Genomic DNA, 13,850 nt, shown 5'->3' on the forward strand with positions numbered 1-13,850 from the left:
ACGAACTCGTGCGGACACAAATTCGCCCCACCTCGTGTCTTTTCGACCGTTTGTCGCTACGCCATCTGATTCTAGTGTACAAACATGCGCACGAACTTGTGCTTCCAGCTTGCGTAGGGCGCATAGCGGAATGGCACGTCCAGCCAGGTTGCCTTGTTCACGATGCTCTTCTTGTGGCTAAACGTATCGAAGCTTTCGCGGCCATGGTACTGCCCCATGCCGCTCGCGCCCATGCCGCCAAAGCCCATATGGCTCGTAGCCAAGTGCATGATGGTGTCGTTAACGCAGCCGCCGCCAAAAGGCACGTAGCGCACAAAGCGCCGCTGAACCTCGCGATCCCGACTAAAGATATACAGGGCCAGCGGCGTCGGACGATCCGTAATAAACGTCTCGGCCTCGTCTAGGCTCTCAAACGTCAGTACCGGTAAGATGGGGCCGAAAATCTCCTCCTGCATTACGGCGTCCTCAGGCGCCACACCGTCTAAAATCGTCGGCTCAATCTTGAGCGACGACTCGCGCGCCATGCCCCCCAGCACAACCTTATCGGGGTCGATCAGCCCGCGCACGCGCGCGAAATGCTTGGCGTTGACGATATGCCCGTAATCCTCGTTATCGAGCGGATGCTCACCAAACATACGGCGGGTCTCTTCCTTGATGAGGCCAAACAGCTCGTCGTGCACGCGCGTATCGACCAGCAGGTAGTCGGGCGCCACGCAGGTCTGCCCCACGTTGAGCCATTTACCAAAGGCGATACGCCGTGCCGCGACCTTCAAGTTTGCCGTCGCATCCACGATGCAGGGGCTCTTTCCGCCCAGCTCAAGCGTCACAGGAGTAAGGTTTTTACTTGCGCGCTCCATGACGAGTTTGCCGACCGGAACGCTACCGGTAAAGAAGATCTTGTCCCAGTGCTCATCGAGCAGCGCTTCGTTTTCGGCGCGCCCGCCCTCGACAACCGTCACCAGGCGCGGATCAAATGCCTCTTCACAGATTTGCCTGAGCACCGCGCTCGATGCCGGAGCATAGGCGCTCGGCTTGATGACCACAGTATTGCCCGCGGCAAGGGCGCCGGCGAGCGGCTCGAGCGTTAACAAAAACGGATAGTTCCACGGAGCCATAATGAGTGTGACGCCATAGGGCACGGTTTGCGTTTTGCACACACTCACGGCGTTAGCGAGATCGCACGGACGCAGGCGCGGACGACTCCATCGAGCCACGTGAGCGATCTGATGTCGAATCTCGGAAAGCGACGTGCCGATCTCGCACATATAGGCCTCGTCATGCGACTTTCCCAAATCGGTCTTGAGCGCATGGGCGATATCGGCCTCGTGGGACCGTACTGCATCGCGTAAACTCACGAGCGCGCGACGCCGAGCATCGACATCAAACGTGGCGTGCGTATTAAAGTGGGCGCGCTGATCGCCGACGATGCGCGCAATTTCCTCGGTGTTCATGGACCCTCCTAGTTCTCGTCCTCAAACATACCACCTGCAACAACTTCGTACATATGCTCGAGCTCCAGGCGGTCCATCAAAAGTGGAACGGGGTATAGCGGATTGGCCTCGGCATCGGCATGGGCCGCCATTTGCGGAATATCGGAGCGGCGAATACCCGAGACGTATTTGGGGATTCCCAGGGCGGCGTTCATTCGATCGACCCAATCGATAAAGGCCTCGGCCGCCAGGCTGTCCTGCGCGCTAGCCGGCGCGATACCGGCCATGCGGGCGAGATCGGCGAGCTTAGGAGCAGCAGTTTCGCCATAGGCGCGAAGCATATGCGGCAGGATGATGGCGTTGGCCAAGCCGTGCGGAATCCCGTAACGCCCGCCCAGGCTGTGTGCGATGGCATGAACGTATCCAACATAGGAGCGCGTAAAGGCAACACCCGCCTTATACGCCGCCGAAAGCATGTTGCGACGCGCACGCATGTCGTCGCCATGTTCATAGGCCTCGAGCAAATTGTCGTGGATGAGCTGCACCGCCTGTCGCGCCATCTTGCGCGTATAGGGCGTAGTGCTTAGCCCGATAAAGGCCTCGACGGCATGCGTCAGGGCGTCCATGCCCGTCTGCCCCGTAATGGAGGCGGGCAGGCCACGCGTAAACTCGGGGTCGTGCACCGCAAAGCGCGGGATAAGTACAAAGTCGTTAATGGGGTACTTGTAGTGCGTCTCGCCATCGGTAATTACCGCCGCAAGCGTGACCTCGCTTCCCGTGCCTGCCGTGGTGGGAACGGCAATGAGCAGCGGCAGGCGACGATGAATCCGCAGCAGGCCGCGCATCTTGTTGATGGGCTTGTTTGGCTGCGCGATACGTGCTCCCACGCCCTTGGCACAGTCCATGGCCGAGCCACCGCCAAAGCCGATAATGGCCTGGCAGGCGCTCTCTCGATACAGGGACGCCGCTTCCTCCACATTTAAGACCGTAGGATTCGCTGATGTTTTGGCATAGACCGCAGCGCCAATTCCCTTGGACGCGAGCGCTGTCTCGAGCGGTGCCGTGAGCCCCAGACGGGCAATGCCGGGATCCGTCACGATAAGAACCCGTTGTATCGAACGCTTTTGAAGCACTGTGGGCACACCCTCAGCGTGCTCCAGAATGCACGGCTCGGTATAGGGCAGCACTGGCAATGCGATGCGAAAAACCGTTTGATACGTTCGGCACCAGGCGCGGCGGGCTAGATGCATAAAGGAAACTCCCTCATTTGTTGATTGGTCAACATTTGCTCGACCGATTGTACTCAGCAGAGATCGCAGACGTCCTGCCAATCGTTAATCAATCAACATCTTCATATCTCAAAATTGTTTTATTAAAAATCATTCCTAATAGTCTTCACATTTGGTTGCATTTATGGATAATAGAACTCGTCAAGACGCACGTCCGGAGAGGGCCCTTACGGGACCGGACAAGCGCCCCATCGCCATCGATCGAAAGGATCGAATCATGAAATTTGTTTGCCCCGTTTGCGGTTATGTGGAAGAGTTCGACGGCGACCAGCTGCCCGAGGATTTTAAGTGCCCCCAGTGCGGCGTTCCCGGTTCTCGTTTCCTGAAGCAGGAGGAGGGTCAGCTCGAGTGGGCTGCCGAGCACGTCGTGGGCGTCGCCAAGATGGAGGGCGTCTCCGAGGACATCGTTGCCGACCTGCGCGCCAACTTTGAGGGCGAGTGCTCTGAGGTCGGTATGTACCTGGCCATGGCTCGCGTCGCTCATCGCGAAGGCTATCCCGAGATCGGCCTGTACTGGGAGAAGGCTGCCCACGAGGAGGCAGAGCATGCCGCCAAGTTCGCTGAGCTCCTGGGCGAGGTCGTGACCGATTCCACCAAGAAGAACCTCGAGATGCGCGTTGAGGCCGAGAACGGCGCCACCGCTGGCAAGACCGATCTCGCTAAGCGCGCCAAGGCCGCTGGTCTCGATGCCATCCACGACACCGTGCACGAGATGGCTCGCGACGAGGCTCGCCACGGCAAGGCTTTCGCCGGTCTGCTCAAGCGCTACTTTGGCTAAGCCAAACGCCTGAGACATAACCTCTAGCTCGATGAGGCCCGGACCGTATTGGTTCGGGCCTTTTTCGTGGGCTTATTGCAGCTGCTCTTGAAGAGCGATGAGCGACTGAGGGCTCAGGTCGTCGTATTGTATGAGGACGCGAGATGGAGCGTTCTTAGTCGATGCCCGATCACCCGTCCACAGGCAATCGGCGATGTTGACATAGGAAATACGAGCGTCAGCGAGAGCCTTCGCGAAGCTCTCCCCTGCCTTATCCTCGGCCAGGGCAACAGTGCAGTAAAGGCCCGCGTCCGTATGCTCGATCGAGACCTCCCCCGCCGGAAACGCTTTCCGTACAAGCGCCGCCAGACCATCGCGTGTCTCGCGAGCGCGAACGCGGACCCGGTTTACATGGCGCTCGTAATCGCCCGATTCCAGTAAACGAGCCAAAGCGACCTGGTCAACAGAACTCACCGACGAGGCGTAAAAACCAAGGTTGCGCCTAAACCGTTCCATCAGCTCATCAGGCAGGACCATATACGCCAAACGCAGGGCCGACGACAGACTTTTTGAAAAGGTGTTGGTGTAGATGACCGATTGGGCGGCATCGATCGACGCGAGCGCGGGAATCGGCTTGCCGGCAAGGCGAAACTCACAATCAAAGTCATCTTCGATGAGATACCGGCCCGGCTGCTCGGCAGCCCAGCTCAGCAGGGCATAGCGACGCGCAATGCTCGTCACCAGGCCGGTCGGATACTGATGGGACGGCATCAGGTGAAGAACATCGGTCCCGGTTTTCTGCAGAGCGCTCAGGTCCACGCCCCCATCATCCAACGGGATATGTCGAACTTCGCAGCCCATAGCCTGATAGATGCGCGTCAGGCGCAAATAGCCCGGGTCCTCAACGGCATACACCTTATCCGCGCCAAGCAACTGAACCAACATGGTATCGAGCAGCTGGGCGCCCGCACCGATAACGATGTTGTTGGGGTCGACATTCATACCCCTTGTCCCGTGCAGATGGTGAGCAATTGCGCGTCGCAGCCGAGCAGTGCCCTGCGCCGGTGCGGGCGAAAAGATTTCGCGCTCGTCTTCGGATGCCAGCGTCGCCCGTAGCGCGCTTTGCCAAAGCCGCGCCGCCTCCAAAGCAGAAGGAGAAAGCGCATCGAATCGCTCGACCTGTCCGTTGACATCATGCACGCTGGGGCCCACAGAGACGGCATCTCGGTCGATGCCCTCCGCAGCCGAAGCCAAAACCGGTGCATCCGGAAGCTCGCAAGCGTAGTAGCCACGACGTGGTATTGAGCAAATATAGCCCTCAGCGAGTAACTGGCTATATGCATTCTCGATGGTAATAACACTGATTCCCAGATGACTGGCAAAGGCGCGCTTAGACGGCAAATGCTCCCCCGCCACAATGCGTCCAGCTACGATATCATCTCGAATTTGCTGGTAAACATACTCATAGAGCGATGCTTCGCCGCGTTTTTCCAAATTGTAGTCAAGCATGAGCCTATCACCTGACCTTATTAAGTCATTCAATCTGGTATTAGTCTGACCTTGTAATTATCTCGAAAACTGAGTATTTTGTCATACCCAGCTCCCCGATAGGATGTTCCGTCAAGCAATGCACATGCCAACCAAGGGAGCAACCATGGCAGAACAGAACAGCAAGGCCGACCGCGTCAAACTCAATCGCGAGCTCGCGCAGATGCTCAAGGGCGGCGTCATCATGGACGTTACCACGCCCGAGCAGGCACGCATCGCCGAGGAGGCAGGCGCCTGCGCCGTCATGGCCCTCGAGCGCATCCCGGCCGACATCCGTGCCGCAGGCGGCGTCTCGCGCATGAGCGACCCCAAGATGATCAAGGGCATCCAGGAGGCCGTCTCCATCCCCGTCATGGCCAAGTGCCGCATCGGTCACATCGTCGAGGCGCAGGTCCTGCAGGCCATCGAGATCGACTACATCGACGAGTCCGAGGTTCTCTCCCCTGCCGATGACGTCTATCACATCGACAAGACCCAGTTTGACGTGCCGTTTGTCTGCGGCGCCCGTGATCTGGGCGAGGCGCTGCGCCGTGTTGCCGAAGGCGCCACGATGATTCGCACCAAGGGTGAGCCGGGTACGGGCGACGTCGTTCAGGCCGTGCGTCACATGCGCAAGATCCAAAAGCAGATCCGTGACGTTGTTGCCCTGCGCAACGACGAGCTCTTTGAGGCAGCCAAGCAACTGCAGGTTCCGGTCGAGCTGGTGCGCGAGGTCCATGCCACGGGCAAGCTTCCCGTTGTGAACTTTGCCGCCGGCGGCGTAGCGACCCCCGCCGACGCCGCGCTGATGATGCAGCTGGGCGCCGAAGGCGTCTTTGTCGGCTCGGGCATCTTTAAGAGCGGCGACCCCGCCAAGCGCGCAGCCGCCATCGTCAAGGCCGTGGCAAACTTCACCGATGCCAAGCTCATCGCCGAGCTTTCGGAGGACCTGGGCGAGGCCATGGTGGGCATCAACGCCGACGAGATCGAGATTATCATGGAAGAGCGCGGGCGCTAGTCCAGCAGAAAGGATCGCACATGAGCGATTATGCAGACCAGACGGTCGCCGTGCTGGCGGTCCAAGGCGCTTTTGTCGAGCACGAGACAAGACTATCCGAGCTGGGCGTACACTGTATTGAGCTGAGGCAGGCGGCTGATTTGAAGCAGGACTTTGACCGTCTGGTACTTCCCGGCGGCGAGTCTACCGTTCAAGGGAAGCTGCTTGATGAGTTGGGCATGCTCGAGGAGCTTCGTGCCCGCATCTCTGAAGGCATGCCCGTCCTGGGCACCTGTGCCGGCCTAATTCTGCTGGCTCACGACCTTGCCGCCCATGACGATAAGGGCACGCCGCTTTTGGCAACCATGGATGTACTTGTCGAGCGCAATGCCTACGGCAGGCAGCTCGGCAGCTTTCGAACCAAGGGGCAGCTAGCCGGCATCGACGGTGAAGTGCCACTGACGTTTATCCGCGCGCCCCGCATCGTCGAGGTCCACGGCGACGCAAAGGCCTTAGCGAAAGTCGACGGCCGTATCGTCGCCGCGCGCCAGGGCAACCAGCTCGGCGTAACCTTCCACCCCGAACTCGACGAAGACACCCGCCTCCACGAACTGTTCCTACAAATGTAGGCATCGAAATCAACAAACGAAACGAGAGTGGATAATCTCCCACCTTGAGCATGAATATGGGCTCATACCGGGAGATTATCCACTCTCATGCTACGTAGTCGTTGGGGACGTTCTTAAATGACCAGTCAAACAAGAACGTCCCCAACGACTATCTTTTAGCAGGTCTGGATCATGGCAATGTCGATGTTTTGGCACCGACAGCGAGCGCCCACCAGAGCGAACAAATTGGCATGAAAAGAGGACGGCATAGACCTTCTGGTCATGCCGTCCTCTTTGAATGACAAGTTGTCGCTCTGGTGGGCACGCAGCGTCAACTAGTTACGCGGTTTGGTAAAACCGCGTAACCCAACTAGAAGCGGTTGCCGCGGAAGCCGCCGCCGTTGCGGCCGCCACGGTCGCCACCGCGACCGCCACGGTCGTTACCACGGTTGCCGCCAAAGCCGCTACGGTTGCCACCGCGATCGCCATAGCCACCACGGTTGCCGCCAAAGCCGCCGCGACCGCCACGGTCGCCGCCACGGTCACCAAAACCGCCACGGCCGCCACGATCGCCACCGCGACCGCCGCGGTCGCCACCACGGCCACCACGATCGCCAAAGCCGCCGCGACCGCCACTGTCGCCGCCACGGCCACCACGGTCGTCACGGCCGCCGCGAGGACCGCGGTCCTCGTCCAGGCCCATGGCGACGAGCGGAGCGATAACCTTATCGAGAGCGGCCATCAGCTCGGTGGCCTCCTCGTAAGAAAGCTCGGGCAGGAGCTTCTCCTTCTTGTTGGCAAGCTCGACCAGGCCCTCAGCGGCATCCTCGGCAGCGAAGACAACAATCTTGCGCATATCGCCCTCGGCGTCGTCGATGCGGCCGACCAGATCGGCAGCCTCGGCCTCGGCCATCAGGCCATCGAGCTCACGGAGGCGCATGCCCAGCAGGTCGGACATTTCCTTCTGCTCCATCTTGGGCTTGAGGTCAAGAAGCTTGATGGCGCGCTCGATGTTCGCCATGCGCTCGGCCTTGGCCTCCTCCTCCTTGGAAATAGCAAAGCGACGGCTACGCAGCAGGCGGGCGGCCTTCTGCATCTTGTCCATCAGCTCTTCGTCATCGTAATCAACGGCGGCCTCGACAACCTCGGCCTCCTCCTCGGCGGAAACCTCGTCAGCAGCCTCAACCTCGGCAGCTTCGGTCTCCACGGTCTCGACTGCCTCGACCTCGGCAGCCATGGTCTCGTTCTCGGTCTCGTTCATGATCTCTTCGTTCTCGGACATGAGACTCCTTCTTGGCCCTCTCGGGCATCATCGCCCCATTCGCGGGGCCCGTCGCGCACTCTTTGCGCTTTAAACATTCATGCCTCTCGGCAAAACGTCCATTAGTTTATGGTGTCGCCATCCAATCTAGCTGCAGAATCTATGTGCACACATTAATGCGACATGTGCGACTCACGACGAGCGTACACCAGCGACACCGCGAACCCGACCACGGCAATTACAGCCGCCACACGCACGGCAGTTACAAATCCAATCGCCTGGGCAACGTCGGTCGCAGCGCCAGCGGCGCCGGCGGTCGCAGCAGAACTCGAGAGCAGGCCGATAAACAGCGACGGGCCAAACGATGCGGCAATCATGTTCCACGTGTTGAGCAATGCCGTTCCGTGAGGATGCTCAGCGGCGGGCAGCGTCTCCAAGCCGGCCGTTTGCGAGGGGCTCAGCACCAAACCAACTCCGGCATACACCACAACGGTCAGCGCCACGACGACGCCGATGTTCATGCTTGCCGCCGTCATCGAGATGGTAGTCTGCCCCACGGCAATCAGGGCAAAGCCGACCGGCAGCAGCGGCCATGCGCCACGGGCGTCCATCACGCGTCCGCCCACAATCGAGGTCACGGCGTTGCAGGCGATTGCCGGCAAAATGAGCAAGCCCGCAACAAGTGCGGTCATGCCGTATGCGCCCTCAAAATAGAGCGGCAACAAAACGCTCATCGAGAACGTCGTCATCATCGATACCACCACAAGCAAGCACGCAGGCCAAAAACGAACACTCGCCATGGGACGCACGTTAAGCACCGGATGCTCAAGCTTGAGCTGACGGGCCGCAAACAGGCCGAGCAGCACAATGGCGGCTAAGAGCGTCACGGTACCGCCAACCAGATTGGTCGAGAACTCGCCTACGGAATACACAAATGCTGTTATACCGGCAGCGAGCAAAACAACCGACAGAATATCAAGCGTGGTGTTCGAGCGCTCTCCGACATTCTGAACATGCTTTACGCCCGCCGCAGCGACCACAATGCCGCCCACCAGCGGCACTACGAACACCGCCCTCCAGCCAAACAACGTGCACATTAGACCGCTGATCACGGGTCCAAACGCCGGCCCCAGCGTAATGCAGGCACCGCCCAGGCTCAGATACAGGCCAATCTTCTCGCGCGGGGCGCAGAACAGTACCACGTTCATCATGAGCGGGAACAAAATGCCCGATCCCGCAGCCTGCAGGATACGGCTCGGCAGCAAAACGCTAAACGACGGAGCGACCAGGCACAGGACTTCGCCGGCGACCATGCATCCGCATGCGAAAAACAGCAGTTTGCGCGTCGAGAAACGGCCGGACAGAAAGGCCATGATGGCCGTAAAGATCGACGTCACGATCATGTAGCCCGAAACGAGCCACTGCGCCGTGGTGTCACTCACCGAAAAGGCCGCCATAATGTCGTGCAACGCCACGTTAATGATGTTCTCGTTAAACGCGGCAACAAAGGCTGCAACATACATTACGACGAGAATCGCCGAGGCTGTCGACGGTGATTGAGTTTGCTTTTGGGATTTGGTCCCCATGAAATTCCTTCCTCTTAGAACGACAATCGCATCGCCCCAGAGGAACAGTCCAGGGCGAAAATGAGCCCTAGACTTACACCAGACGCCGTACACGACGAATCTGGCAACATGGTCCAACGTCGAAAGATTGTAACGCGGACGCGCAGCTTTCCTTCCGCGCTATTATTAAAAGTCCACGAAAGCATAAGACATGAGGAGCCCGCCATGATTAAGCCCATCATGAAGTCCGAGTTCTTTTTACGCCTGCCCTCCGAGGATGCCGACCCCGAAGACGCCGCTACCGGACAGGACCTTTTGGACACGCTTCACGAACACGAGCACGAGTGTGTCGGTCTCGCCGCCAACATGATCGGCGTGCGCAAACGCATCATCTGCGTAAAAGACGGCAACAAGACGCTCCTGATGTACAACCCTCAAATTCTTGAGCAGGTCAATGCCTATCAGACGAGCGAAGGATGCCTCTCGCTGATCGGCGAGCGTCCCTGTACCCGCTATCGTCGCATTAAGGTTGAGTATTTGGACGAGGACTTCGTCCACCGCATCAAAAACTTCTCGGGCTACACCGCCGAGATCATCCAGCACGAAATCGACCACTGCAACGGAATTGTTATATAGTTCCGCCGATTCAAGAAAGCTCCCTGCAGCAAAACAACTGCAGGGAGCTTTTCATAGTGCGGAGCTTCTATCCCACTAGCTCTGGCGGTAATGATCGAAGAAGTCGGCGAGGTCTTCGAGCGACTCTTTAAGCACTTCCATGCGCGGCAGGTACACGATGCGGAAGTGATCAGGCTCGGCCCAGTTAAAGCCGCCGCCGCGCGTGATCAGGATCTTCTTCTCGTGCAGCAGGTCGAGAGCGAACTGCTCGTCATCGGTGATGTTGAACTTCTTAACATCCATCTTGGGGAAGATGTAGAACGCCGCGCGCGGCTTGACCACCGAGATGCCGTCGATCTTGTTGAGCGCCTCATACACAAAGTTGCGCTGCTCGTAGACACGACCGCCGGGACGGATATAGTCGTTGACCGACTGATGGCCGCCGAGCGCCGTCTGGACGATTGACTGGGCCGGCACGTTGGAGCACAGGCGCATGTTGGAGAGCATGTTGATGCCCATGATGAAGTCGCTCATGCAGCGCTGGTTGCCCGAAAGCACCATCCAGCCAATGCGATAGCCCGCGATCATGTGCGACTTGGAAAGGCCGCTAAAGGTGACACAGGGCAGATCGGGAGCGAGCGAGGCAATCGAGACGTGCTCATAGCCGTCCATGCACAGGCGGTCGTAGATCTCGTCTGCAAAAATCATGAGCTGGTGCCTGCGCGCAACCTCAACGATGCCCTCGAGCACCTCACGCGGGTAAACGGAGCCCGTGGGGTTGTTGGGGTTGATGATGACGAGGGCCTTGGTCGCGCTCGTGATCTTGGACTCCATATCCTGCAGATCGGGATACCAATCGGCCTGCTCGTCGCACAGGTAGTGCACAGGATGGCCGCCGGCAAGGGTCGCGCACGCCGTCCAGAGCGGGTAGTCGGGGCTGGGGATCAGGATCTCATCGCCGTTGTCGAGCAGCGCGTTCATCGAAAGTTGAATGAGCTCGGACACGCCGTTGCCCGTGTAGATGTGCTCCATCTGAACGTTGGGCAGGCCTTTGATCTGCGAGTACTGCATGATTGCCTTGCGCGCGGAGAACAGGCCACGCGAGTTGGAATAGCCTTCGCAGTCGGGCAGCTGCTGGCGCATGTCCTTGATGACCTCGTCGGGCGTGCGGAAACCGAAGGGCGCCGGGTTGCCGATATTGAGCTTGAGGATGCGCTCGCCCTCGTCCTCCATGCGGGCAGCCTCGTCGACGACGGGACCGCGCACGTCATACAGGACATTATCGAGCTTGGTGGATTTAGAAAAAGTACGCATGGTGGTGCTCCTTGGAATTTGAGCTGAGGGATGGGGTTCGGGCTTGGAAACGTTACGGGGCGATGATGCCTCGCCTTGATCGGCGTCACCGGCAAGCAGCCAGGTAACATCGACCTCCAAAATGCGGGCGAGCAGCTCTGCCACATCGCGCCGCGGAATCGTCTTGCCGCTCACATATTGGCTCATCTGACTCTTGCCGAGTTTTTTGCCGAGCATCTCCGATGCGCGGATTACGTCCGACTGGCGAACGTCGCGATCGGACATAGTCTGTCGCAGGCGATCGCTAAACGTCTCTTGGGCCACTAGAACCTCCTTGCTGGCAAAGTTCAATTTATAGAACACGAATTGAACCAGAGTTCAATTTAGGCAGCAGTATAACGCGGCACCTCATTCCAAAGTTCAATTTCATAAGAAAATGTACCGAACCCCGAGGATTGTCCCAAAGTGGACAACAGGTACGCGCCTTTAGAGATATTCAAGGAGACGAGCCGCCGCAAGCGAAACGTCAGCCGTGCGATATATCGCATTGATCTGCCGATGAGGATGTCCCTCGAGTGGGCGCACGGCAACATCGAACTGGCAGCGGCGCAAGATGAGCGCCGGAAGAATGCTCACGCCCAAGCCGTCCTCGACCATAGCCATAATCGCATAGTCATCCCAGGTCGACAGCTTAGAACGCACCGTCAGGCCCGCGCGACGAAACAGCGGCGTAATCTCGTCATCGGTGCCGCGTTCCAGCAGAATAAACTGCTCGTTGGCCAAATCGGCAAGGGAAACGACCTCCGCGGTGGCAAGCGAGGAGTCCGCTGGCACCACGGCCATCAGCTCGTCTTGCACCAACGGCCGCGACGCTATGCCGGCGCCGCGTGGTTCGCGCGGAATAAAGCCCAGGTCGCAGCGGCCTTCCGCCACCCATTGCTCAATCTCGGAGTAATCACCCATCAGCAACTCGTAATCGACGTCCGGGTGATCGGCGCGAAAGTGCGCAATCACCGGCGGCAGCACGTGGGTCGCCACACTCGAAAACGTACCGATGCAGATTTTGCCGCGCATGAGCCCACGCATCTCATCCACCCGTCGCTGCAAGCGAGTGAATTCCTCACAGAGCGCCTCGACCGCCGGCATAACTTGCCGCCCGTCGGCAGAAAGTACTACGCCCTCGCGGCTTCTATCGAGAACTTTAAAGCCCCAGTCGGCCTCAAGATCGGCCACCATACGGCTCACGCCCGACTGCGAATAGCTCAGCCGCTCGGCGGCGCGCGTAAAGCTTCCGGCGCGCACGGTCTCCAGCAGCACCTGCATCTTTTGAACATTCGTTTCCACGGCACCCCTCCACCCATGCATGAGCTTTTGTCATGTTATCTATGCATTATATTCGCTTTTCTTCTATAGCCAGTTCACCCATAGTGAACATGCACGGATATAGAGGGGATGTCAGCGCATGAACAACGGACTGCTTACGTACTTAGCAGCATTGCTATTGTTTGGCTCCAACGGCATCATCGCCGCTGCCATCGCGCTGCCGAGCTCCGATATCGTGCTACTACGCACGTTTTTGGGCGCACTCTCGCTTGTCACCATCCTCGTCATCACCCAACGCCATAAGCTGCAGGCGCCATCTCGCCCCCGCGAAGCCGTAGCCCTCCTCCTCTCGGGAGCCGCGCTGGGCGCCAGCTGGATTTTTCTGTTCCGCGCCTACCAGACGATCGGCGTCGGCGTATCCTCGCTGCTGTACTACTGCGGCCCCATCATTGTCATGGCGCTCTCCCCGCTCATCTTTGGCGAAAAGCTGACCGGCGGCAAAATCGCCGGCTTTATCGCCGTCGCTTGCGGTGCTTTTCTCATTGCAGCGCAAGGTCTAGGCGGCAATATGCCCATTGCTGGTATCGCCTGCGGAATCGCCTCGGCATTTTGCTATGCGCTGATGGTCATCGCCAGCAAGGGTGCGCCACACATCGAAGGCCTTGAGAACTCCGCGCTCCAGGTGAGCGCAGCCTTTGTGACCGCGCTGGTCCTCACGCTCATCACGCAGGGCGCCCCCTCATTCCTGTCCGCCGGCGTCGCCGACAATATTGATTGGCGCGCCGTCGTCATGCTCGGCGTCGTCAACACCGGCATCGGTTGCCTGCTCTACTTTAGCGCTGTCGCCAAGCTGCCCGTCCAGACCGTCGCGGTCGTCGGCTACCTCGAGCCGCTTTCGGCGGTCGTGTTCTCGGCCGTCCTTTTGGGCGAAGCCATAACACCGGTCCGTCTGATGGGCGCCGCGCTTATCATCGGCGGCGCGATCTTTTGCGAACTCGCCGGCAAACGCGCAAACGCCAAAGCCGGTATCGCTCAAGCAGCACGTGCTTAATAGCCCCCGCTTTGAAATGCTGCCTGCGTATATGAATAATCCCCATCTGGGGATTATTGTCTAAAGCTAACCAATGTGCCAAACTGCTCTTGTATGTATAAAGACGGCATAAAGGTTATCTGTCCTAGATAGAT

General features: G+C 58.9%; 12 protein-coding genes. 5 read left to right on the forward strand and 7 right to left on the reverse strand.

From position 1 onward, the window contains the following. Positions 1–71 precede the first annotated feature (71 nt). Positions 72–1,451, reverse strand: a complete 1,380-nt coding sequence (locus DXC18_RS04825; protein WP_117716492.1) for an aldehyde dehydrogenase — start codon at positions 1,449–1,451, stop codon at positions 72–74. Between the two features lie 8 nt (positions 1,452–1,459). Continuing rightward, positions 1,460–2,680, reverse strand: coding sequence for an iron-containing alcohol dehydrogenase (locus DXC18_RS04830; RefSeq protein ID WP_117716493.1), 1,221 nt, complete (start codon positions 2,678–2,680; stop codon positions 1,460–1,462). A gap of 253 nt (positions 2,681–2,933) precedes the next feature. Between DXC18_RS04830 and DXC18_RS04835 the strand changes: the two genes are divergently transcribed. After that, the gene (locus tag DXC18_RS04835) at positions 2,934–3,497 is read left to right on the forward strand and encodes a ferritin family protein (RefSeq protein ID WP_070097113.1); all 564 of its coding nucleotides are present in this window, start codon (positions 2,934–2,936) and stop codon (positions 3,495–3,497) included. A 72-nt stretch (positions 3,498–3,569) separates the two neighbouring features. On the opposite strand, the gene DXC18_RS04840 is transcribed toward DXC18_RS04835, so the two are convergent. Next, on the reverse strand, positions 3,570–4,985 hold the full coding sequence (locus DXC18_RS04840) for a PLP-dependent aminotransferase family protein (protein ID WP_117716494.1): 1,416 nt from the start codon (positions 4,983–4,985) through the stop codon (positions 3,570–3,572). 145 nt (positions 4,986–5,130) lie between these two features. On the opposite strand from DXC18_RS04840, the gene pdxS reads away from it, so the two are divergent. Beyond that, entirely contained in the window at positions 5,131–6,021 is an 891-nt protein-coding gene (gene pdxS / locus DXC18_RS04845) for a pyridoxal 5'-phosphate synthase lyase subunit PdxS (RefSeq protein ID WP_035137036.1), read from the forward strand. A gap of 20 nt (positions 6,022–6,041) precedes the next feature. Beyond that, complete coding sequence (gene pdxT / locus DXC18_RS04850) at positions 6,042–6,629, forward strand: pyridoxal 5'-phosphate synthase glutaminase subunit PdxT (RefSeq protein ID WP_117716495.1); 588 nt, start codon at positions 6,042–6,044, stop codon at positions 6,627–6,629. 349 nt (positions 6,630–6,978) lie between these two features. On the opposite strand, the gene DXC18_RS04855 is transcribed toward pdxT, so the two are convergent. Then, positions 6,979–7,890 carry a hypothetical protein gene (locus tag DXC18_RS04855; RefSeq protein WP_117716496.1) on the reverse strand — a complete coding sequence of 304 codons (912 nt, stop codon included), beginning with the start codon at positions 7,888–7,890 and terminating at the stop codon, positions 6,979–6,981. 152 nt (positions 7,891–8,042) lie between these two features. After that, the gene (locus DXC18_RS04860; RefSeq protein WP_233509008.1) at positions 8,043–9,392 is read right to left on the reverse strand and encodes an MFS transporter; all 1,350 of its coding nucleotides are present in this window, start codon (positions 9,390–9,392) and stop codon (positions 8,043–8,045) included. Positions 9,393–9,659: 267 nt separating this feature from the next. Between DXC18_RS04860 and DXC18_RS04865 the strand changes: the two genes are divergently transcribed. After that, positions 9,660–10,070, forward strand: a complete 411-nt coding sequence (locus DXC18_RS04865) for a peptide deformylase (RefSeq protein WP_117716498.1) — start codon at positions 9,660–9,662, stop codon at positions 10,068–10,070. A gap of 75 nt (positions 10,071–10,145) precedes the next feature. Here DXC18_RS04865 and DXC18_RS04870 read toward each other — a convergent pair whose 3' ends face one another. Together DXC18_RS04870 and DXC18_RS04875 are read right to left on the reverse strand one after the other, a co-directional pair. After that, positions 10,146–11,627, reverse strand: coding sequence for an aminotransferase class I/II-fold pyridoxal phosphate-dependent enzyme (locus tag DXC18_RS04870; protein ID WP_117716532.1), 1,482 nt, complete (start codon positions 11,625–11,627; stop codon positions 10,146–10,148). 201 nt (positions 11,628–11,828) lie between these two features. Next, positions 11,829–12,686, reverse strand: coding sequence for a LysR family transcriptional regulator (locus DXC18_RS04875; protein ID WP_233509009.1), 858 nt, complete (start codon positions 12,684–12,686; stop codon positions 11,829–11,831). Between the two features lie 118 nt (positions 12,687–12,804). Here DXC18_RS04875 and DXC18_RS04880 point away from each other — a divergent pair, with 118 nt between their 5' ends. Next, positions 12,805–13,716 (forward strand): DMT family transporter, encoded by a 912-nt coding sequence (locus DXC18_RS04880; RefSeq protein WP_117716500.1) that lies wholly within the window; start codon positions 12,805–12,807, stop codon positions 13,714–13,716. Positions 13,717–13,850 lie beyond the last annotated feature (134 nt).

Origin of the sequence: Collinsella sp. OM08-14AT, from assembly GCF_003438115.1 — a bacterium.
GTDB lineage: Bacteria > Actinomycetota > Coriobacteriia > Coriobacteriales > Coriobacteriaceae > Collinsella.